General features: G+C 58.8%; 19 protein-coding genes. 9 read left to right on the forward strand and 10 right to left on the reverse strand.

Annotated features, from left to right (window positions below; genetic code table 11):
• Nucleotides 1-46 precede the first annotated feature (46 nt).
• The 5 genes from lpdA to ampD all read right to left on the reverse strand — a co-directional run bounded on the left by lpdA (nt 47) and on the right by ampD (nt 7997).
• On the reverse strand, nt 47-1474 hold the full coding sequence (lpdA, locus tag OKC27_RS04395; protein WP_139406703.1) for a dihydrolipoyl dehydrogenase: 1428 nt from the start codon (nt 1472-1474) through the stop codon (nt 47-49).
• Nucleotides 1475-1635: 161 nt separating this feature from the next.
• Complete coding sequence (gene aceF, locus OKC27_RS04400; protein ID WP_075112926.1) at nt 1636-3519, reverse strand: pyruvate dehydrogenase complex dihydrolipoyllysine-residue acetyltransferase; 1884 nt, start codon at nt 3517-3519, stop codon at nt 1636-1638.
• Nucleotides 3520-3638: 119 nt separating this feature from the next.
• On the reverse strand, nt 3639-6299 hold the full coding sequence (gene aceE, locus OKC27_RS04405) for a pyruvate dehydrogenase (acetyl-transferring), homodimeric type (protein ID WP_075112927.1): 2661 nt from the start codon (nt 6297-6299) through the stop codon (nt 3639-3641).
• 79 nt (nt 6300-6378) lie between these two features.
• Entirely contained in the window at nt 6379-7143 is a 765-nt protein-coding gene (pdhR, locus tag OKC27_RS04410; RefSeq protein ID WP_058053405.1) for a pyruvate dehydrogenase complex transcriptional repressor PdhR, read from the reverse strand.
• Between the two features lie 278 nt (nt 7144-7421).
• Nucleotides 7422-7997: a 1,6-anhydro-N-acetylmuramyl-L-alanine amidase AmpD gene (ampD, locus tag OKC27_RS04415; protein ID WP_182938384.1), complete on the reverse strand. Its 576-nt coding sequence runs from the start codon at nt 7995-7997 to the stop codon at nt 7422-7424.
• Nucleotides 7998-8127: 130 nt separating this feature from the next.
• On the opposite strand from ampD, the gene OKC27_RS04420 reads away from it, so the two are divergent.
• The 9 genes from OKC27_RS04420 to yacG all read left to right on the forward strand — a co-directional run bounded on the left by OKC27_RS04420 (nt 8128) and on the right by yacG (nt 15856).
• Nucleotides 8128-8598 (forward strand): retropepsin-like aspartic protease family protein, encoded by a 471-nt coding sequence (locus OKC27_RS04420; RefSeq protein WP_040068932.1) that lies wholly within the window; start codon nt 8128-8130, stop codon nt 8596-8598.
• 3 nt (nt 8599-8601) lie between these two features.
• Entirely contained in the window at nt 8602-9465 is an 864-nt protein-coding gene (gene nadC / locus OKC27_RS04425; RefSeq protein ID WP_270805970.1) for a carboxylating nicotinate-nucleotide diphosphorylase, read from the forward strand.
• A 315-nt stretch (nt 9466-9780) separates the two neighbouring features.
• Nucleotides 9781-10224, forward strand: coding sequence for a pilin (locus tag OKC27_RS04430; protein ID WP_182938386.1), 444 nt, complete (start codon nt 9781-9783; stop codon nt 10222-10224).
• Nucleotides 10225-11931: a PilB family type IVa pilus assembly ATPase TapB gene (gene tapB, locus OKC27_RS04435; RefSeq protein ID WP_042058702.1), complete on the forward strand. Its 1707-nt coding sequence runs from the start codon at nt 10225-10227 to the stop codon at nt 11929-11931.
• Nucleotides 11932-12085: 154 nt separating this feature from the next.
• The gene (locus OKC27_RS04440; RefSeq protein ID WP_182938387.1) at nt 12086-13327 is read left to right on the forward strand and encodes a type II secretion system F family protein; all 1242 of its coding nucleotides are present in this window, start codon (nt 12086-12088) and stop codon (nt 13325-13327) included.
• Nucleotides 13328-13388: 61 nt separating this feature from the next.
• The gene (locus tag OKC27_RS04445; protein ID WP_182938388.1) at nt 13389-14261 is read left to right on the forward strand and encodes a prepilin peptidase; all 873 of its coding nucleotides are present in this window, start codon (nt 13389-13391) and stop codon (nt 14259-14261) included.
• Nucleotides 14262-14274: 13 nt separating this feature from the next.
• Nucleotides 14275-14889: a dephospho-CoA kinase gene (gene coaE, locus OKC27_RS04450; protein WP_182938389.1), complete on the forward strand. Its 615-nt coding sequence runs from the start codon at nt 14275-14277 to the stop codon at nt 14887-14889.
• Nucleotides 14890-14926: 37 nt separating this feature from the next.
• A complete protein-coding gene (gene zapD / locus OKC27_RS04455) occupies nt 14927-15649 on the forward strand; it encodes a cell division protein ZapD (protein WP_182938390.1) in 723 nt (240 codons plus the stop codon).
• Nucleotides 15650-15661: 12 nt separating this feature from the next.
• Entirely contained in the window at nt 15662-15856 is a 195-nt protein-coding gene (gene yacG, locus OKC27_RS04460; RefSeq protein ID WP_033138127.1) for a DNA gyrase inhibitor YacG, read from the forward strand.
• A 76-nt stretch (nt 15857-15932) separates the two neighbouring features.
• Here yacG and mutT read toward each other — a convergent pair whose 3' ends face one another.
• The 5 genes from mutT to ftsZ all read right to left on the reverse strand — a co-directional run bounded on the left by mutT (nt 15933) and on the right by ftsZ (nt 22522).
• Complete coding sequence (gene mutT / locus OKC27_RS04465) at nt 15933-16337, reverse strand: 8-oxo-dGTP diphosphatase MutT (protein WP_042058688.1); 405 nt, start codon at nt 16335-16337, stop codon at nt 15933-15935.
• 185 nt (nt 16338-16522) lie between these two features.
• Entirely contained in the window at nt 16523-19243 is a 2721-nt protein-coding gene (secA, locus tag OKC27_RS04470) for a preprotein translocase subunit SecA (RefSeq protein ID WP_139406681.1), read from the reverse strand.
• A 58-nt stretch (nt 19244-19301) separates the two neighbouring features.
• Nucleotides 19302-20207 carry a M23 family metallopeptidase gene (locus OKC27_RS04475; RefSeq protein WP_042058684.1) on the reverse strand — a complete coding sequence of 302 codons (906 nt, stop codon included), beginning with the start codon at nt 20205-20207 and terminating at the stop codon, nt 19302-19304.
• Between the two features lie 140 nt (nt 20208-20347).
• Nucleotides 20348-21271: a UDP-3-O-acyl-N-acetylglucosamine deacetylase gene (gene lpxC / locus OKC27_RS04480; protein ID WP_005336146.1), complete on the reverse strand. Its 924-nt coding sequence runs from the start codon at nt 21269-21271 to the stop codon at nt 20348-20350.
• 99 nt (nt 21272-21370) lie between these two features.
• The gene (gene ftsZ / locus OKC27_RS04485; RefSeq protein WP_005336147.1) at nt 21371-22522 is read right to left on the reverse strand and encodes a cell division protein FtsZ; all 1152 of its coding nucleotides are present in this window, start codon (nt 22520-22522) and stop codon (nt 21371-21373) included.
• Nucleotides 22523-22543 lie beyond the last annotated feature (21 nt).

Genomic DNA, 22543 nt, shown 5'->3' on the forward strand with positions numbered 1-22543 from the left:
AAAGCCGCTCATTCGAGCGGCTTTTTTATCCAAGCTGAGAAGAAAATTACTTTTTCTTCTTGGCCTTGGCGTTGGGCAGGTCGGTGATGGAGCCTTCGAACACTTCGGCCGCCAGACCCACAGACTCGTGCAGAGTCGGGTGAGCGTGGATGGTCAGCGCGATATCTTCGGCGTCAGCACCCATCTCGATGGCCAGACCGATTTCACCCAGCAGTTCACCGCCGTTGGTACCCACGATGGCACCACCGATGACGCGGCCGCTCTCCTTGTCGAAGATCAGCTTGGTCATGCCGTCGGAGCAATCAGAGGCAATGGCGCGACCGGAAGCAGCCCACGGGAAGGTGGCGACTTCAAAGTTCAGACCTTGTTGCTTGGCCTCTTTCTCGGTCAGACCGACCCATGCCATCTCTGGCTCGGTGTAGGCGATGGACGGGATCACTTTCGGGTCGAAGTAGTGCTTCTTGCCAGCGATCACTTCGGCGGCAACGTGACCTTCATGCACACCTTTGTGCGCCAGCATCGGCTGACCCACGATGTCACCGATGGCGTGGATGTGCGCCACGTTGGTACGCAGCTGCTTGTCCACCTCGATGAAACCGCGCTCGGTCACGGCAACGCCAGCCTTCTCGGCATCCAGCATCTTGCCGTTCGGCACACGACCTACGGCAACCAGCACGTTGTCGTAACGAACCGGCTCGGCCGGGGCGTGCTTGCCTTCGTAGGAGACGTACAGGCCGTCTTCACGGGCTTCAACTGCGGTGACCTTGGTCTCCAGCATGATGTTGAATTTCTTGGCCACGCGCTTGGTGTAAATCTTGACGATGTCTTTGTCGGCAGCCGGAACCAGCTGGTCGGCAAATTCCACCACGTCGATCTCGGAACCCAGAGAGGAGTAAACGGTACCCATCTCCAGACCGATGATGCCGCCACCGATAACCAGCAGTTTGCCAGGCACGGTTGTCAGCTCCAGCGCATCGGTAGAGTCCCATACGCGCGGGTCATCGTGGGGGATGAACGGCAGCTTCACCGGACGGGAGCCGGCGGCGATGATGGCGTTGTCGAAGGTAACGGTGGTCTTGCCGTCTTCGCCGGTCACTTCCAGGGTGTTCGGGCCGGTAAATTTACCGAAGCCGTTAACAACCTGAACTTTACGCATCTTGGCCATGCCAGCCAGACCGCCGGTCAGCTGGTTGATGACCTTCTCTTTCCACAGACGGATCTTGTCGATGTCGGTCTTGGGTTCGCCGAAGACGATGCCGTGCTCGGCCAGCGCCTTGGCTTCTTCAATCACTTTGGCGACGTGCAGCAGCGCCTTGGAGGGGATGCAGCCCACGTTCAGACAGACGCCACCCAGGGTGGAGTAACGCTCGACGATAATAGTATCCAGACCCAGATCGGCTGCACGGAAAGCAGCGGAATAACCGGCAGGGCCAGCACCCAGTACTACGACCTGGGTTTTGATTTCTTTACTCATCATGACCTCTTTGTCGTTCTTATATCCCCGGACAGCGCAGTCTTATGCCTTCTTTTCGTTGTAAAACAAGGCGGCTGCAGCCGTGAAAAAACGGGGCAAGTTTACGATCATGTTAATGAAATGAGAAGTAAAAAGGGCAGGCTCTGGGCCCGCCCTCTCACTTACAGGACCAGTCGACGAATGTCGGACAACACACCGTTCATGGTGGTGATGAAGCGAGCTCCATCGGCACCATCGATCACGCGGTGGTCGTAGCTCAGAGCCAGCGGCAGCATCAGGCGCGGCGCGAACTCTTTGCCGTTCCACTTCGGCTTCATCTCGGACTTGGAGACACCGAGGATGGCCACTTCCGGCGCGTTGACGATCGGGGTAAAGCTGGTACCGCCGATGCCACCCAGGCTGGAGATGGTGAAGCAACCGCCCTGCATGTCGGCAGCGGTCAGCTTGCCGGCACGGGCCTTCTTGGAGATCTCGGCCAGATCGCGAGACAGCTCCATGATGCCCTTCTTGTTAACATCGCGTACCACGGGCACAACCAGACCGTTGGGGGTATCCACCGCCACACCGATGTGGATGTACTTCTTCATGATCAGCTTGCTGCCATCTTCGGACAGGGAGCTGCAGAAGCGCGGGTGAGCTTCCAGCGCCTTGGCGGCCGCTTTCAGGATGAACACCAGCGGGGTGATCTTCACGTCCGACTTCTGCTTCTCGAGCATCGCGTTCTGCTCTTTGCGGAACGCTTCCAGCTCGGTGGTATCGGCTTCGTCGAACTGGGTGACATGAGGGATCATGACCCAGTTGCGGTGCAGGTTCGGACCGGAGATCTTCTGGATGCGGGTCAGATCGACCTCTTCCACATCACCGAACTTGCTGAAATCGACCTTCGGCCACGCCAGCACGCTCATGCCGTTGCCAGTACCGGTGCCAGCAGCCGGAGCGGACTCGGCGCGCTTGATGGCATCCTTCACATAGGCTTGCACGTCTTCTTTGACGATGCGGCCCTTGCGACCGGAGGCTTTTACCTTGGCTAGGTTGACGCCAAACTCGCGCGCCAGACGGCGTACTGCCGGGGAGGCGTGCACGTAGGCATCGTTGGCAACGAAATCGGTCGCAGCGGCAGCAGCCTGGGCAACCGGAGCCGGAGCTACGGCAACAGGGGCAGCGGCGACCGGAGCGGCAGCTTGAGCAACCGGCGCGGCAGCAGGGGCAGCGCCAGCCACTTCGAAGACCATGATCAGGGAACCGGTGGAGACCTTGTCACCCGCCTTTACCTTGATCTCTTTGACCACACCGGCGAACGGTGCAGGCACTTCCATGGAGGCCTTGTCACCTTCCACGGCGATCAGGGACTGGTCAGCTTCGACCTTGTCACCCACGGCAACCATGATCTCGGTGACTTCCACTTCGTCACCACCGATATCCGGTACGTTGACCTCTTTGGCAGCAGCGGCAACCGGGGCAGCAGCCACGGGCGCGGCGGCTTGAGTCGGAGCAGCAACGGCAGCAGGCGCAGCGCCAGCCACTTCAAACACCATCACCAGAGAGCCGGTAGAGACCTTGGCGCCAGCGGCAACCTTGATTTCGACCACGCGACCGGCGAACGGTGCCGGTACTTCCATGGAGGCCTTGTCACCTTCCACAGCGATGATGGACTGGTCGGCTTCTACCATGTCGCCCACGGCAACCATGATTTCAGTCACGTCCACTTCGTCGTCACCGATGTCCGGTACATGCACATCTTTGCGTACGGCAGCGGCAGGTGCGGCGGCCGGAGCAGCAACCGGTGCAGCCACTTCAGCAGGGGCGGCAGCGCCTTCGGCTTCGAAGATCATGATCTGGGAACCGGTGGCAACCTTGTCGCCCACCTTGATCAGGATCTCTTTGACGATACCGGCAGACGGGGCCGGTACTTCCATGGAGGCCTTGTCGCCTTCTACCGCGATGATGGACTGGTCCAGCTCGACCTTGTCACCCACGGCCACCATGATCTCGGTGACTTCAACTTCATCGGCGCCGATATCCGGCACCATAATCTGTTTGGACATTGTGCTTTATCCTCTTGCGTCGATCCGCGTGGCTGGCTGATACCACCACGCACATCTCGCGTTAACCGTTTTAAAACCTGGCAAGGTCGCGCCGCATGACGGCGCGACCCTTGATCCACTTACGCGTACAGCGGGTTGACCTTGTCGGCATCGATGCCGTACTTGGCGATGGCGTCGGCCACAACCTGCTTGTCTACCTCGCCGCGCTTGGCCAGTTCGGTCAGGGCAGCAACCACCACGTAGAATTCGTTCACTTCGAAGTGACGACGCAGGTTGGCGCGGCTGTCGGAACGGCCGTAACCATCGGTACCCAGCACACGGTAGTTCTCGGTCGGAACGAAGGCGCGAACCTGATCGGCGAAGGACTTCATGTAGTCGGTCGCAGCGATGGTGGCTTCGGAACCCAGTACCTGAGCGATGTAGGGAACACGCGCCTCAGAGGTCGGGTGCAGCATGTTCCAGCGATCCGCGTCCTGACCGTCACGGGCCAGCTCGTTGAAGGAGGTGACGCTGAACACATCGGAACCGATGCCGTACTCACTGGCCAGGATCTGGGCGGCAGTGCGCACGTGACCCAGGATGGAACCACAACCCAGCAGCTGAACTTTCGCCTTGGCACCGGCTACGGATTCCAGCTTGTAGATACCCTTGCGGATACCTTCCTCGGCGCCTTCCGGCATAGCCGGCATGGCATAGTTCTCGTTCAGGGTGGTGATGTAGTAGAACACGTTCTCCGGGTTCTCACCGTACATGCGGCGCAGGCCGTCCTGTACGATCACCGCCACTTCATAGGCGTAGGATGGGTCGTAGGATATGCAGTTCGGGATGGTGTTGGCCAGGATGTGGCTGTGACCATCTTCGTGCTGCAAGCCCTCTCCGTTAAGAGTGGTACGACCGGAGGTCGCCCCCAGCAGGAAGCCACGGGCTTGCTGGTCACCGGCTGCCCACGCCATGTCGCCAATCCGCTGGAAGCCGAACATGGAGTAGTAGATGTAGAACGGAATCATCGGGCAATCGTTGGTGCTGTAAGAGGTCGCAGCAGCCAGCCAGGAGGACATGGCGCCCAGCTCGTTGATACCGTCTTGCAGAACCTGACCCTGCTTGTCTTCCTTGTAGTAGGAGACGATGTCGCGGTCTTGCGGGGTGTACTGCTGACCGTGCGGGCTGTAGATACCGATCTGGCGGAACAGACCTTCCATACCGAAGGTACGGGCTTCGTCAGCCAGGATCGGCACGATGCGCTTGCCGATGGACTTGTCTTTCAGCATCACGTTCAGGGAACGCACGAACGCCATGGTGGTGGAGATTTCGCGCGCCTGCTCGCCCAGCAGCGGACCGAAGGCATCCAGTGCCGGGATTTCCAGCTTGGTGGTGCTTTCGCGCAGACGGGTCGGCAGATAGCCTTTCAGGGCGGCGCGACGGTCGTGTAGGTATTTGTGCTCGGCAGAACCGGCTTCGATCTTCAGGTAAGGCAGATCGGCCAGCTGCTCGTCGGCCACCGGCAGGTTGAAGCGGTCACGCAGGTGACGCACGGAGTCCAGCTCCATCTTCTTGACCTGGTGAGCGATGTTCTTGCCTTCAGCCGCTTCACCCATGCCGTAACCCTTGATGGTCTTGGCCAGAATAACGGTCGGCTTGCCCTTGGTCTGGGTCGCCTTGTTGAACGCTGCGAACAGTTTGCGAGGATCGTGACCACCGCGGTTCAGGGCGAAAATTTCCTCGTCGGTCATGTCTTTGACCAGTGCGGCAGTTTCCGGATAACGGTTGAAGAAATGTTCGCGGATGTAGCCACCGTCGCGGGACTTCATGGTCTGGTAGTCACCATCCACAGTTTCGTTCATCAGCTGGATCAGCTTGCCGGAAGTGTCTTTCTTCAGCAGCTCATCCCACTTGCGACCCCAGATGACCTTGGTGACATCCCAACCGGCGCCAGCGAACAGGCCTTCCAGCTCGTTGATGACCTTGCCGTTACCGACAACCGGACCATCCAGACGCTGCAGGTTGCAGTTGACCACGAACACCAGATTGTCGAGCTTTTCACGCACGGCAACGGTCAGGGCACCTTTGGCTTCCGGCTCGTCCATCTCGCCGTCACCCAGGAAGGCGTAAACGGTCTGCTCGGAGCAATCCTTGATACCACGGTCGGTCAGGTACTTCAGGAAGCGAGCCTGATAGATGGCGGCGATGGGGCCCAGCCCCATGGAAACGGTCGGGAACTGCCAGAAGTCCGGCATCAGTTTCGGGTGCGGATAGGAAGGGATACCCTTGCCGTCCACTTCCTGACGGAAGTTGTCCAGCTGCTCTTCGGTCAGACGACCTTCAGCGAAGGCGCGAGCATAGATGCCCGGGGAGATGTGACCCTGGAAGTAAACCAGATCGCCACCATCCTTCTCGTTGCGAGCACGGAAGAAGTGGTTGAAGCAGACATCATAGATGGTCGCAGAAGAAGCGAAGGAAGACATGTGACCACCCAGGTCCAGGTCTTTCTTGGACGCGCGCAGCACGATCATCATGGCGTTCCAGCGGATGATGGCGCGAATGCGGCGCTCCATCTCCAGGTCACCCGGGTAGTCCGGCTCGTCGCTGGACGGGATGGTGTTGATGTAATCGCGATTTGCCTTGGCAGCCACGTCCACACCGCTTACACGGGCTTTCTCGGCCAACTGTTCAAGGATGAACTGAGCGCGTTGCGGACCCTCTTCACGCAGCAGGGATTCCAGAGAGGCAAGCCACTCCAGCGTTTCTATCGGGTCCACATCGTTCTTCAGGATATCAGACATGGCTGGTTCCTATTTTGTTGTGATTGCACGGCATTGCACGGCGAAAGGCGCAAGCATTCGACAATAAAGCCTTGTGGGATTAGTTTTCCTGCTGACGGATCCGACGCATGGATCGCTGGATCCGGCTGTCTTCCCTCTGCATATCCAACAAGGTGTCCTCGATAAAGGCCAGATGCTCATGACAAGCTGTTCTGGCCCGCTCCGGAGCCCCCGAAAGAATAGCCTCGATCAGATTCGCGCGATGGCGACGTATCTTGGCTACCACTCCCGGGCGGCGATTCAAAATCTCGTTATTCTGCAGAATGTTCTGCTCGAGCATCGGGCTCATGGCCCGCAGCAGGTGCAGCAGCACCACGTTGTGGGACGCCTCGGCCACCGCCAGATAGAACTGGGTCACGGCTGCCGATTCGGCCACCAGCGAGCCCGACTGGCCCGCCTCTTCGATGGCGGTTTGCACCTGACGAATGCGCTCGAAATCAGACCCGGTTCCCCGCAAGGCCGCGTAGTAGGCACAGATGCCTTCCAGCGCATGGCGAAACTCCAGCAGGTCATACCGGGCTTCCGGGTGGGTACTGAGCAGTTCGAACAGGGGATCGGCCATCCCCTTGCTCAGGGCATTCTGCACGTAAGTGCCGCCGCCCTGACGGCGATAAAGCAACCCGCGCGCTTCCAGCCGCTGGATGGCTTCGCGCAGCGAGGGGCGCGATACCTGAAACTGGATGGCGAGTTCCCGCTCGGGAGGCAATTTCTGCCCCGGCTGCAGGCTGCCTTCCAGAATCATCTGTTCCAGCTCGGCGACAATGGAGTCGGCCAACTTGGGTTGCGTAATCTTGCGATAGGGCATGAGGCTACTTTGTTAAATTGGTATTACCAATTTCATGGATGGGGCGAAAATTAGCAGAGCCCTTTTGAAAAGTCCACCCAAAAGATGATCTGAGTCAAGAATCATCCCCACCACTTAAGGGGTAAAACAGGGCAAACATGATTTAGCTCATAGAAAATGGTCTGACCAATATTCTTGACGGCGCTCACAAATAACATTTGCGCAACCGGAGACGAAAATGGCCTGCCAGATCGGCAAGCCATTGATTTTAAAATCCAAACTAAATTTGAATAATTACTTTAGCTGTTTAGCAGCTGCCGGTAGTAATCCCACTGAAAACTGGCTCCGGGATCCGTCTTGCGCCCTGGTGCGATGTCACAATGGCCGACAATTTTTTCATGGGTGATGGCCGGATAGCGCGCTGAGATGGCTCGGGTGAGCCCCACCAGCACCCGGTACTGGGCCTCGGTATAGGGGGTCTCGTCAGTCCCTTCCAGCTCGATACCGATGGAGAAGTCATTGCACGCCTCCCGCCCCTGCCAACTCGATACTCCCGCATGCCAGGCCCGCGCGCCAAACGGCACATACTGCACCAGCTCGCCATCGCGGCGGATCAGGCAGTGGGCCGAGACCCGCAGCTGATGAATACCGGCAAAATAGGGGTGAGCATCAGGGTCGAGCCGCCCCATAAAGAGATCGTCGATAAAGGGGCCACCAAACTCCCCCGGCGGCAGGCTGATACCATGCACCACCAGCAGGGAGATATCGTCCGGCGCGGCCCGTTCGTTGTGATGCGGGGAAGGCACCCGGCGCGCCTGCTGGCACCAGCCAGCGGCATCGATAGAAAGGCAAGGTTGCGAAGCGAGTTGAGTCATCGGCTACTCGAGTTGGCTGATTAATGGCGAAAAGATGAAGAGATGTAATGGACAAGCCAGCACCAACTCACTGAATCAACGGGAAATGGTATGTTAGGCTGAGTCATCTTTCGCTCGATATGGATGGGGTATGCAGCACACGGCACGCTGGATGTGGTTACTGGCCTGGCTCTCTCTGATGGGCCTGCTGACCCTCTATTTTCACTCCCGCAACCAGCCGAGCGTCACCGCCAGCGGCGAGCTGTTGCTGCGGGCCGACCAGAGCGGCCACTATCGTCTGGAGGGTGCCATCAACGGCCAGCCGGTGCAACTGCTGCTCGATACCGGCGCCACCCGCATCACCATCCCGCAGCAGGTTGCCGAGCGCCTCGGCCTGACCGCTCATGGCAGCAGCCAGGTCAATACCGCCGCGGGGCAGATCCGGGTCGGCAACGGCACCATCGAAACGCTGGCGATGGGGCCATTGACCTTGTACGATCTGGCCATCTTTATCAATCCGGCGGCAGACGGTGACGAAGTGCTGGTTGGCATGAACGCCCTCGGTCGGCTGGAGCTGGTTCAAAAGGAGCGGCAGTTGCTGCTCAGACCCTTGCAGGAATAAGGCATGTTTCAACAGGATGTCAGCCGCGCCGTGCGCGCCGCACTACTCGAAGATCTGGGCGATGCCCTCACCACGCTGGACCAACCGGACGCCAGCGCCGATATCACCGCCCAGCTGATCCCGGCTGATAGGCAGGCCAGCGCCCGAGTTATTACCCGTGAATCCGGTATATTCTGCGGCCAGCCTTGGGTAGACGAAGTGTTCGTACAACTCGGCGGCGAGGTGAAGGTGGAGTGGAAGGTGCAGGATGGCGAAGTGCTCTCCCCCAATCAGGAGCTGTTCCGCCTCCATGGTCCTGCCCGCCTGCTGCTGACCGGCGAACGCAATGCGCTGAACTTTGTCCAGACCCTCTCCGGCGTCGCCACCCTCACCGCCCGCTATGTGGCTGAACTGGAAGGCACCGACTGCCGTCTGCTCGACACCCGCAAGACCATCCCGGGGCTGCGCACCGCCCAGAAGTACGCGGTCACCTGCGGCGGCGGCAAGAATCACCGTATCGGTCTCTATGACGCCTACCTCATCAAAGAGAACCACATCCTAGCCTGTGGCGGCATCGCCGAGGCGATTAACGAGGCTCGCCATCTCAATCCGGGCAAACCGGTGGAGGTGGAAGTGGAATCGCTGGCAGAGCTGGAACAGGCGCTGGCGGCAAAGGCCGATATCGTGATGCTCGACAACTTCGACGTGACCATGATGCGGGAAGCAGTCGCCATCAATCGGGGCTGCGCCAAGCTGGAAGTCTCCGGCAATGTGACCCTCGATACTCTGGCCGAATTTGCCGCCACCGGCGTCGATTTTATCTCTGTCGGGGCGCTCACCAAGCATGTACGGGCACTCGATCTCTCCATGCGCTTTATCCAGCAGTGAGATTCACCCCGCAGGCCTGAGCAAACACTCGATATAACCGGATAAACAACTTGCAAAAGGCGCCATAGGCGCCTTTTCTTTAAGCAGGATCCCTCGGCAAAGGAGTGTGATGACGGACCCGCTTCCCCCCATAAAAAAGAGTCGTTAGAAGCCTCTTGTTTTATGATTTATATCATGTTTTTGGTAAATGATAGAAAAGTGGTTAACAAAGGCAGCAATCTCTGTTGCCACCCCTGACAGCTCGGATAAGATACTGACGTGCGGATGGTTTTCTACCGGCACTTCCCAGGAACCAAGGATAAAAGGACATTTGAGATGAAGAAACAATCGGGTTTTACCCTTATTGAACTGATGATCGTGGTCGCGATCGTGGCAATTTTGGCAGCTGTCGCGCTGCCGGCGTATCAGAACTACACCAAAAAAGCCAAGATGACGGAGTTGGTCTCCGCTTCTGGCGCAGCAAAACTTGCAGTTGAAGTTTGTGTTCAGACAAATGGTGTTACAGCTTGTACCGCTGGTAGCTACGGCATTCCGGGCGCAGCACCTTCTCCTGCCGTTTCTACTGGTGTTGAAACTACTGCTGCAGTCTCTGGCAACCAGTACACCATCACATCTGAAGTAAAAGACACAACCCTTTCTCCGCTTGCTGCTGGCGACAAATATGTACTCACAGGCACAGTGCAAAGTACTGGCCAAGTTACATGGGCAGCTGCATGTAAAAACGGCACAAAAGACCTTGATTACTGCCCTGCTAAATAAATGACATCTAGCCCTAACAGCGGCCTGGCGTTAAGCCTGGCCGCCTCTTCACTGATCAGTGAAGAGGACTCCCAGCGCTACCTGAGCCAGGCCAAGGCCCAGCGCAAACCCTTTGTGACCTTTCTGATCGAGAACAGCATCCTCGACAGCAAGGCATTGGCCGATTTTTGCGAGCTGGAGTATGGGGTACCTCTGCTGGATCTTGCCGCCTTCGATTTGGCCGAGATCCCGCAGAAGTTCCTCAATCAAAAGCTGATCGACAAGCACCACGTCCTGCCCATCTACACCCAGGGCCACACCCTCTATATCGCCATGTCGGATCCGACCAATGTGTCGGCACTGGAGGATTTCGGCTTCAGCTTCGGTCTCCATACCGAGGCGCTGCTGGTAGAGGAGAATAAGCTCACCGCCGCCATAGCCAAGCTGCTGGAGAACGAAAGCGACGCCCTTGGCATGGAGGATATCGACGAATCCGAGATTTCGGATCTCGAGGTCTCCGACGAGAACAGTCGGCTGGACGAGAGCGTCAATACCGCCGATGACGATGCCCCCATCGTCAAGTACATCAACAAGATCATGATGGATGCCATCAAGCGCGGCGCCTCCGACCTGCACTTCGAACCCTACGAGTTCAAGTATCGGGTCCGCTTTCGCATCGATGGCATCCTGCACGAGATCGCCACTCCGCCGGTCAATCTGGCCAACCGCTTCTCCGCCCGCCTCAAGGTGATGGCGCGGCTCGATATCGCAGAGCGGCGGCTGCCGCAGGATGGCCGGATCAAGCTGAAGCTGTCGCGCAACAAGTCGATGGATATGCGGGTCAACACCCTGCCCACCATGTGGGGGGAAAAGATCGTGATCCGTCTGCTCGACTCCTCGGCGGCGCGGCTCAATATCGAACAACTCGGCTTTGACGACCGGCAGAAGGCGCAATACCTGCGCGCCCTCTCCAAGCCGCAGGGGATGATCCTGGTGACCGGCCCCACCGGCTCGGGTAAAACAGTCTCACTCTATACCGGCCTCAATATTCTCAACACCACCGAGGTGAACATCTCCACCGCCGAAGATCCGGTAGAGATCAACTTGCCCGGCGTCAACCAGGTGCAGGTCAATCCCAAGGCGGGGCTCACCTTCGCCAGCGCCTTGCGCTCCTTCTTGCGGCAAGACCCGGACGTGGTGATGGTGGGGGAGATCCGCGATCTCGAAACCGCCGAAATCGCCATCAAGGCGGCGCAAACTGGCCACCTGGTGCTCTCCACCCTGCACACCAACTCGGCGGCCGAGACCCTGACCCGGATGATGAACATGGGGGTACCGGCCTTCAACATCGCCTCCTCGGTAACCCTGATCATGGCCCAGCGGCTGGCCCGTAAACTGTGCGATCACTGCAAGGCGCCGGAAGTCGTGCCGGAAGCCGAGCTGCTGGAGCTGGGCTTTACCCCGCAGCAGCTGGCGGCCGGCTTGCGACTGTTCAAACCGGTCGGTTGCAAGGAGTGTTCCGGCGGCTACAAGGGACGAGTCGGCATCTACGAAATCATGCTGATGTCGGAGAACATCGCCAAATTGATCATGCAGGGGGCTAACTCGCTGCAAATCGCCGCAATTGCCCAAAAAGAGGGGATGCGGACTCTGCGTACCTCGGGGCTGGAGAAGGCCCGACTCGGAGTCACCAGTCTGGCCGAGGTCAACCGGGTTACCACCAACTAATTCGCGTGGCGAAACAGTCGCCGCTAATACTCGGTGCGTAGGTTCGATTAGCGCGGCGTAATCGGACATTCGCGCAGGGAAACAGGATTAACGCTACGTCATCGGACGTTTGTGTCATAAGGGCTGGCGCCCGACCCAATTGCAGGATGCAAAGATGGCAACCCTAACCAAGAAGAATAATGCCCCCAAGAAAGTCTTCGCCTTCCGCTGGCACGGGGTAAACCGCAAGGGGCAGAAGGTCTCTGGCGAGCTGCAGGCTGACAGCATCAACACCGTCAAGGCGGAGCTGCGCAAGCAGGGGGTCAACGTCACCAAGGTGGCCAAGAAATCCCAGGGGCTCTTCTCCAAGGGTGGCGCCAAGATCAAACCGATGGATATCGCCATCGTCTCCCGCCAGCTCACCACCATGCTCTCCGCAGGTGTACCGCTGGTGCAGAGCCTGCAGATCATCGCCCGCAGCCACGAGAAGGCCTCGATGCGCGAACTGATGGGCCAGATTGCCGCCGATGTGGAGACCGGCACCCCCATGTCGGAGGCGCTACGCCGCCATCCGCTCTACTTTGACGATCTCTACTGCGATCTGGTGGAAGCCGGTGAGCAATCCGGTGCGCTGGAGACCATCTACGACCGCATCGCCACCTATCGGGAAAAGTCGGAGGCGCTCAAGTCGAAGATCAAGAAGGCGATGTTCTACCCCACCATGGTCATTCTGGTGGCCATCGTGGTGACCTCCATCCTGCTGCTGTTCGTCATTCCGCAGTTCGAGGATATCTTCAAAAGCTTCGGCGCCGAGCTGCCGGTGTTCACCCAGTTTGTCATCGGCATCTCCCGCTTTATGCAGAACTGGTGGTATGTCTTCTTTGGCGGCACCGCCCTTGGCATCTTCCTCTATGTGCGCGCCTGGCGCGCCTCCCAGAAGGTGAAAGACAATACCGACAAGTTCGTGCTCACCATTCCGGTGGTCGGTATGATCCTGCACAAGGCGGCGATGGCCCGCTTTGCCCGAACCCTCTCCACTACCTTCTCCGCCGGTATCCCGCTGGTGGATGCGCTGATTTCGGCGGCAGGCGCCTCCGGTAACTATGTCTATCGCACCGCCGTCATGGCCATCCGCAACGAGGTGGTGGCCGGTATGCAGATCAACGTGGCGATGCGCACCGTCGATCTCTTCCCCGACATGGTGATCCAGATGGTGATGATCGGTGAGGAGTCAGGTGCCATCGATGATATGCTCTCCAAGGTTGCCACCATCTTCGAACAGGAGGTGGATGATCTGGTCGATGGCCTCACCAGCCTGCTGGAACCCCTCATCATGGTAGTTCTCGGGGTGCTGGTCGGCGGCATGGTTATCGCCATGTACCTGCCCATCTTCAAGCTTGGCGACGTGGTAGGCTGATTCATCAGGGCATGGCACCACCGCCATGCCCTCCCCCTCATTTAATGACTGACGGTTGGTTATGACACTTCTTATCGAGCTGGCTCACGGCTTGCCCTGGCTCTACTTCTCGCTGGTTTTTCTCTTCTCCCTGATGATCGGCAGTTTCCTTAACGTGGTGATCCATCGCCTGCCTATCATGCTGGAGCGGGAGTGGCAGGCCGAGTATCGCAGCTACTTCGCCCCCGATGAGGAGGCCACTGCGCCAGAGCGCTACAACCTGATGGTACCGCGCTCCGCATGCCCTCACTGTGGTCACGCCATCACAGCTCTCGAAAACATCCCGCTGCTGAGCTGGCTCTGGCTCAAAGGGCGTTGCCGCGACTGTCAGGCGCCGATCTCGGCCCGCTATCCGCTGGTGGAACTGCTGACCGCCCTGCTCTCGGTGGCTGTTGCTATGGTGATTACACCGGGCTGGAGCACGCTGGCCGCCCTGCTGCTCACCTGGGTACTGGTCGCCCTCACCTTTATCGATCTCGACAAGATGTTGCTGCCCGACCAGCTCACTCTGCCACTGCTGTGGGGCGGGCTGCTGTTCAATCTGGCAGGTGGCTTCGTGCCGCTGGCGGATGCCGTGATCGGTGCCATGGCGGGCTATCTGGTGCTCTGGAGCCTCTACTGGGCCTTCAAGCTACTCACTGGCAAGGAGGGGATGGGCTATGGCGACTTCAAGCTGCTGGCGGCGCTGGGTGCCTGGCTCGGCTGGCAAGCGCTGCCCATTATTTTGCTGCTCTCATCCCTGGTCGGCGCGGTGATCGGCATCAGCCTGATCGCCTTGCACAAACACCATCAGGGCAAGCCCATCCCCTTCGGCCCCTACCTCGCCATCGCGGGCTGGATCGCCCTGTTGTGGGGCGATACCATCACCCGCTGGTATCTCTCTACCCTGCTTTGAGCAAGAGGCCCCCATGTATGTAGTTGCTATCACAGGTGGTATCGGCAGCGGCAAGACCACTATTGCCAATCAGTTTGCCGCGCTGGGTATCGAGGTGGTGGATGCCGATGTGATCGCCCGTGAGGTCGTTGAGCCGGGCACCCCGGCCCTTGCCGCCATCGCCGACCATTTTGGCCCGGATGTGATTGATCCGAGCGGTCAACTCGATCGTCGCGCCCTGCGCGAGCGGGTCTTCAGCAACCTACAGGCCAAGGAGTGGCTCAATGCTCTGCTCCACCCGCTAATTCGCAGCGAAATGCAGCGCCAATGTGCCGTGGCCCGCTCACCTTACTGCCTGTTGGTGGTGCCACTGCTGGTGGAGAACAAACTCACCGGCCTCGCCAACCGGGTGCTGGTAATCGATGTGGATGAAGCCACCCAAATTGAGCGCACCTGCCGTCGGGATGGGGTATCGGCCGAGCAAGCCCGGGCCATCATCGCCGCCCAAGCGAGCCGGTCGGAGCGCCTCGCCGCGGCGGATGATGTCATCGAAAACCACACTGGCAGCGAAATGGCGATTAAAACGCGGATTTTGGCGCTGCACGAGACATATCTGGCAATTGCCTCTCAACAAGCCCGCCAAGTGTGAGTACACTAGGCCGGTTTATGGCTGGCCAGGATTAGGCATGATTTACGATTTTCCCCTCAATGAAAAAAGCCGGACCTATCTTCGTCTGGAGTCCCTGTTTTCCCAGATCCGCGACAATCTGGAGAGTGAACAATCCTGGGCACATATCGCCTTCTTCAAGGGGCTGTTCGATCTGCAGGAGTTGCTGGAGCGTGGTGACCTGCGCGCCGATCTCATCAAGGATCTGGAGCGTCTCGGCCAGCGTCTGAGCCACTGGGCCAGCCTGCCCGATGTCGATCTGGAACAGATCAAGCAGATGCAGCATGAGAGCAGCCAGCTCTCCCGCAACCTGCTCAACTCGCCACGCCCGGGTGCCCGCCTGAAAGAGGATCGTCTGCTCGGCTCGATCCGCCAGCGTTTCTCCATCCCCGGTGGCCTGTGTGCCTTCGATGTGCCACAGCTGCACCACTGGCTCGGTACTCCGGCCATTGCCCGTCACCAGCAGATGCAGGGCTGGCTGAGCGACATCAACCTGCTGATGAATGCCATCACCCTGTTGCTGCGCCTGTGGCGCGAATCAGGCAGCTTCAGTGAGCAGGTTGCCAGCAACGGTTTCTTCCAGGACACCGCAGAGAGCGCCGAGCTTATCCGCATCAAGCTGCCGGGCAATCTGTTCTGCTACCCGACCCTGAGCGGCCACAAGAACCGCTTCGCCCTGCGCTTTCTGCCCACCGCAGAACAGCCGATTGGCGATGTGACGTTCCAGCTCGCCTGCTGCTAAGGAGACATCCTGATGGTCACCAAGGTCAAATGCCCGACTTGCCAAACCGAGCTGGAGTGGGGCCCGCAGAGTCCATTTCGCCCCTTCTGCAGCAAACGCTGCCAGCTGATCGATCTCGGCGAATGGGCCGATGAAGAGAAGCGCATTCCGGGGGAGATCAATCCGGATCTGCTGCCGGAGCCGGAAGAGGGCGATCAGTGGCTATAATCCAGTGGTCACTCACCTCTTTAAAATGAAAAAGGGCCGACGGGCCCTTTTTTCATGCTTGTTGGTTGCTATCGGCTCACGCCAGCAGACCCTGTAGCCGCGCCACAATCGGGCCATTGGCATCGGGGAAGTGGTAGTTGTGCAGCTCTGCCACCGGCACCCACAGACATTCCTGCCCCTCCTTGCCGAACGGTTCGCCGCTGAAACGGGTCACCTTCCAGATATCCAGCAACACCTGCTTCTCGGGGTAGTCGTGCTGCAGCTCCATGAAGGGAGTACAATCCTGCACCCGGATGCCGATCTCTTCCCACAGCTCTCTGTCCAGCGCGGTGAGCAGATCCTCGCCCGACTCCACCTTGCCACCGGGAAACTCCCAGCGATCCCCCTGATGGCGATCGGAGGAGCGTCTGGCGATGAAGATATCGCCCTGTTCATTCTCGATGACGCCAACCGCCACCCAGATCCGCTTTTTCTGTTCCATCTTGTTACCTTTGCACACTATGCCTGACCGCGCCGTTCGATGCGCCCAACCTCCGGCTGGGTGAACGGCCGATGATGCTTGATATCCGATAACCCTTGGTCAGGTGGCGCCACCACAGTGACTTCGCCACCCTCTGACAAAAACAAGGCGGGCACCGGGCCCGCCTTGTCATGGCACTGCGTCGATCAGGTCAACTGACCGTGGCAATGTTTGTACTTCTTGCCGGAGCCGCACGGGCAGGGATCGTTGCGACCGATCTTCTGCTCATCGCGCACGAAGGTGGTGTGACCCTCTTCGCCTGTGGCCTCCTCATCGGCCAGCTGGCTCTCTGCGGCGGCATGGGTGTAGGTGCGTGGAGCGGCTTCCGCCTGCTGGCGCTGCTGCTCTTCCATCGCTTCCACATCGCGCTCCTGCACCTGAACACGGCTCAGGATACTGACCACATCGCGCTTGAGGGTTTCCAGCATCTGAGTGAACAGATCGAAGGATTCACGCTTGTACTCCTGCTTGGGGTTCTTCTGAGCGTAACCGCGCAGATGGATGCCCTGACGCAGGTGATCCATGGCCGCCAGATGCTCTTTCCACAGACCATCCAGAGTTTGCAGCATCACTGCTTTCTCGAAGTTGCGCAGCACCTCTTTGCCGACCAGCTCTTCCTTGTGGGCATAGAGCTTGGTGGCTTCGTCCAGAATGCGCTCGCGCAGCTTCTCTTCATACAGCTTGTCATCTTCCGCCAGCCACTGTTGCAGCGGCAGATCCAGCGCGAAGTCCGCCTTCAGGCGTGCTTCCAGACCCGGCACGTCCCACATCTCTTCCAGAGACTGGGGCGGGATGTACTCGTCGATCACCGCGCCGTAGACGTCGTCACGGATAACATGAATGGTCTCGGAGATGTCGTTGGTATCCAGCAGCTCGTTGCGCTGCTCGTAGACCACCTTGCGCTGGTCGTTGGCAACGTCATCAAACTCCAGCAAGCTCTTGCGGATGTCGAAGTTGCGACCTTCCACCTTGCGCTGGGCATTTTCGATCGCCTTGGTGACCCACGGGTGCTCGATGGCTTCGCCCTCTTCCATGCCCAGCTTCTTCATCATGCCGGTCACGCGATCGGAGGCGAAGATCCGCATCAGGGTATCTTCCATGGAGAGGTAGAAACGGGAGGAACCCGGGTCACCCTGACGACCGGAACGGCCGCGCAGCTGGTTGTCGATACGACGGGATTCGTGACGCTCGGTACCGATAATGTGCAGACCACCGGCGGCCAGCACTTCATCGTGACGCACCTGCCAGGCGGCTTTCAGCTCGGCAATCTGCTCGCTGGTCGGGTTTTCCAGCTTGGCAATCTCTGCCTGCCAGTTGCCGCCCAGCACGATATCAGTACCACGACCGGCCATGTTGGTGGCGATGGTGACCGCACCAATCTGGCCAGCCTGAGCGACGATCTCCGCTTCCATGGCGTGGAACTTGGCGTTCAGCACCTTGTGCGGAATGTTCTCCTTGGTCAGGATGCCGGAGAGCAGCTCGGAGTTCTCGATGGAGACGGTCCCCACCAGCACCGGCTGACCACGGGAAACGCAACCACGGATATCTTCGACGATAGCGGCATACTTCTCGTTGGCGGTCAGGTAGACCAGATCGCCCATGTCCTTGCGCACCATCGGCTTGTTGGTCGGGATAACCACGGTATCCAGGCCATAAATCTGCTGGAATTCAAAGGCTTCGGTATCTGCAGTACCGGTCATCCCCGCCAGCTTGTTGTAGAGACGGAAGTAGTTCTGGAAGGTGATGGATGCCAGCGTCTGGTTCTCGTTCTGGATTTTCACCCCTTCCTTCGCTTCAACGGCCTGATGCAGACCATCGGACCAGCGACGACCCGGCATGGTACGACCGGTGTGCTCGTCGACGATGACGATTTCGTCTTTCTGGACGATGTAGTCCACGTTGCGCTCGAACAGAGTGTGAGCACGCAGACCGGCGTTGACGTGGTGCAACAGGCTGATGTTGGAGGCAGAGAACAGCGAGTCGTTCTCATCCAGCAGCCCCTCTTTCTTGAGCAGCTCTTCCACGAAGATCTGGCCGTTTTCAGTCAGCAGGGCCTGACGGTTCTTCTCGTCCACCGTGTAGTGACCGTCGCCGGTGTACTCTTCAGTGTCTTCCTTATCCTGCTTGACCAGCAGCGGGATCAGCTTGTTGACGCGAATATAGAGCTCGGAGCTGTCTTCGGCCGGGCCGGAGATGATCAGCGGAGTACGGGCTTCATCGATAAGCACCGAGTCAACTTCATCCACCAGCGCGTAGTTGAGCGGACGCTGGACGCGCTGCTCCGGCGAGAACGCCATGTTGTCGCGCAGGTAGTCAAAACCGAATTCGTTGTTGGTACCGTAGGTGATGTCGGCGGCGTAGGCGTCACGCTTCTGGGACGCATCCATGCCGGGCACGTTGCAATCGACGGTCATGCCAAGGAAGGCGAACAGCGGACGGTTAGCTTCCGCATCACGCTTGGCCAGGTAGTCGTTCACCGTTACCACGTGCACGCCACGGCCACTCAGGGCATTCAGGTAAGCTGGCAGGGTTGCGGTCAGGGTTTTACCTTCACCGGTCTTCATTTCCGCGATGCGGTTGGAGTTCAGCACCATGCCGCCGATCAGCTGCACGTCGAAGTGACGCATGCCGAACACCCGCTTGGAGGCTTCACGCACGGTCGCGAACGCTTCCGGCAGCAGCTGCTCCAGGGTCTCACCCTGCTCGATACGCTGACGGTATTCGGCCGTTTTGGCCTGCAACTCGGCATCGGACAGAGCCTCGAACTGCGGCTCCATGGCATTGATCTGTTTTACAATTTTGCGCAAAGCCTTGAGCGTTCTGTCGTTCCGGCTGCCGATAATCTTGGTAAGCAGTGTGCTAATCATGGGTACCAACTATTTCTGGTTATAAAAGCGTTCCGTCACTGGAACTGAAGAAAAAAACCTAACCCCGGCTGGCACTGAGAAAGCGTGCGGGGTTGACCTGACGACCGTCTTTCAACACTTCGTAATGCAGATGGACCCCGGTCGCGCGACCGGTACGTCCCATCAAGGCAATCTTCTGACCCTGATCAACCAGGGTGCCCACCTCGACCAGCAACCTGGAGTTGTGGGCATAGCGGGTGACCAGGCCATTGCCGTGATTAATCTCCACCATATTGCCAAATTCCGGATGACGGCCCGCCCAGCTGACAATGCCAGGCCCGGTGGCCAGAATCGGGGTTCCGGGTTTGCCACGGAAATCGACCCCTTTGTGCATCTTGGCACGCCCGTTGAACGGATCGACCCGTCCACCAAACCCGGACGAGACCCAAACTCGCTCCTGTTTGACTGGCGTGCCGGAAATAAAACCGGCATCGGTGATATGGTGATTCATGATGAAAGATTCAAGTACCGACAGCTGCTCTTCGCGGCTGCTGAGCTGCTGGCTGAGGTGTTTCATCGAGGCTTGCAGCTCGTTGAGGCTCACTTCCAGATCTTCATCATAAGAAGGGCCGCCCATCGGGGGCAGCTCTTTGAAATTGAACTCGTCGGGATCGAGATCGGCCTGCTCGGTCAATCGTTCGCCGAGGGCATTGAGACGGCCAAGCTGGCCCTGCATGGTGCCCACCTGAGCAGCCAGCATTGCCAACTGTTCACGGGCTTCGTCGCCACTCTGGTCGACGGACTGCTGCTCGGCAACGGCAAGCGCCACTTCCAGCGCCTCCATTTTCTGGTGCCAGCTCTGCCAGAGCCAACCACCACCAAGGGCCAACAGGGAGAAGAGAATACCGCCGACCCAGGCCAGACGTTGTTTGGGCAGGTGCAACTTGCGTCGCTGCTTGCCGTGGAGGATCAGGGTAATGCTCATAGAACTAAGTCTGCTCGGTCAGGTGCGGCCAGGAGCCTGCACGGGAAATAAAACCGGGAGATAATCGGTATTAAAGGATGGAGTAAACAAATGACGGAACGTCGGTGCGGAGAGAGGACCGACGTTCCGTTGCACAGCTATCAGGCCAGAACCAGACCGTTATCGTAGTAAGCGATAGGCGCTTTGTCGCCCTCACCCTCGAAGGTCACCAGTTCCCAAGCCTCCTGCTCGGCCAGCAAGGCACGCAGCAGCTTGTTGTTCAGGGCATGTCCGGTCTTGTAGGCACGGAACTCACCGATGATGCTGCGGTTACACATATAGAGGTCACCGATCGCGTCCAGCATCTTGTGCTTCACGAACTCGTCCTCATAACGCAAACCGTCTTCGTTCAGCACCCGATAGTCGTCCAGTACCACGGCGTTTTCCAGGCTTCCGCCCAGCGCCAGGTTCTGGGAACGCAGGTACTCGATATCACGCATGAACCCGAAGGTACGGGCACGGCTGATCTCTTTCACGAAGGAGGCACCGGAGAAGTCCAGTACGCAACGCTGATTGCGCCCTTCAAACACCGGATGCTGGAAATCGATCTCGAGATCCATCTTGAAGCCGTTGCGATAGGGGTGGAATTCCGCCCACTTGTCGCCGTCTTCAACCCGGATGCTCTTCTTGATCCGCACAAACTGCTTGGCCGCATTTTGCTCACGGATCCCGACTTCCTGCAGCAGGTAGATAAAGGGATGCGCACTGCCGTCCATCACCGGGATCTCGGGCGCGTCAACCTCGACATAGAGGTTGTCGATCCCCATCCCGGCCAGCGCGGCAGAGAGGTGCTCAATGGTAGAGACACGGACACCGGCTTCGTTGACCAGAGCGGTACAGAGCACGGTATCGCGCACCTGATCGGCATTGGCTGGCAGCTCCACCACAGGATTCAGGTCGGTACGCAAGTAAACGATCCCTGTGTTCACAGGCGCCGGACGGAACGTCATGGTGACTTTCCGGCCCGAATGCAGGCCGACACCAGTCGCCTGTACACTCGTTTTCAAGGTTCTTTGTCTAATCATGGGTGTACCCTAAACAGCTTAAAATCCGGACCAGATGGTCGTTGGCAGGCCATCTTAGCACATTCCTTGAACAACAAACAAACAAGAGCCATAAGAGGCTTAGTCAGCTTGCTTGCGCAGGAACGCCGGAATATCCAGGTAATCCGGTTCGCGACGAGCTTGCGGCTCGGCGTTGACCACCTTGGCCGGGGCTTCGTCCATCACACGGCCTTGCATCATGTCGCTGACCAGCGGCTGACGTACCGGGCGCTCTTGCACCTGGCTGCTCTTGACCAGTGTGATGTCCGGCTTGCGCTCGGCACCGATACCGGTCGCAACTACGGTCACACGCAGTTCGTCGTGCATTTCCGGGTCGATGACGGTACCCACTACTACAGTGGCGTTCTCGGAAGCGAAGGCCTTGACCGCGTTACCCACGGTTTCGAACTCTTCGATGGTCATGTCCATACCGGCGGTGATGTTGACCAGGATGCCACGGGCACCAGCCAGATCCACGTCTTCCAGCAGCGGGCTGGAGATGGCTTTCTCGGCAGCTTCTTCGGCACGGTCATCACCGGAGGCGGAACCGGTACCCATCATGGCGGTACCCATTTCACGCATCACGGTACGCACGTCCGCGAAGTCGACGTTGATCAAGCCCGGACGGGTGATCAGCTCGGCAATGCCCTGTACCGCGCCAAGCAGCACATCGTTGGCCGCCTTGAAAGCGTCCAGCAGGGAGATGCCGCGACCCAGCACCTTCAGCAACTTGTCGTTGGGGATGGTGATCAGGGAGTCGACGTTTTTGGAGAGCTCTTCGATACCGTGCGCGGCGAAGCCCATCCGCTTCTTCCCTTCAAAGGAGAACGGCTTGGTGACGACGGCAACGGTCAGGATGCCCATCTCGCGTGCCACTTCGGCCACGATCGGCGCAGCACCGGTACCCGTGCCACCACCCATACCGGCGGCGATGAACACCATGTCGGAACCGGTCAGCAGCTCACGCAGCGCTTCGCGATCTTCCATGGCCGCATCACGACCCACTTCCGGATTGGCGCCGGCACCCAGACCCTTGGTGATGCCACCGCCGATCTGCAGGGTAGTGTTGGCACTGGAGTTACGCAGTGCCTGGGCGTCGGTGTTGACGGTAATGAACTCAACACCCTCAATATTTTGACGAACCATGTGCTCGACAGCGTTACCGCCGCCGCCACCTACACCGATCACTTTAATGACGGCTTCGTCAGTGTGGCTATCCATAAATTCAAACATGTTGTCTCTCCGCTTTATTTG

Origin of the sequence: Aeromonas sp. QDB62, from assembly GCF_027705695.1 — a bacterium.
GTDB lineage: Bacteria > Pseudomonadota > Gammaproteobacteria > Enterobacterales > Aeromonadaceae > Aeromonas > Aeromonas allosaccharophila.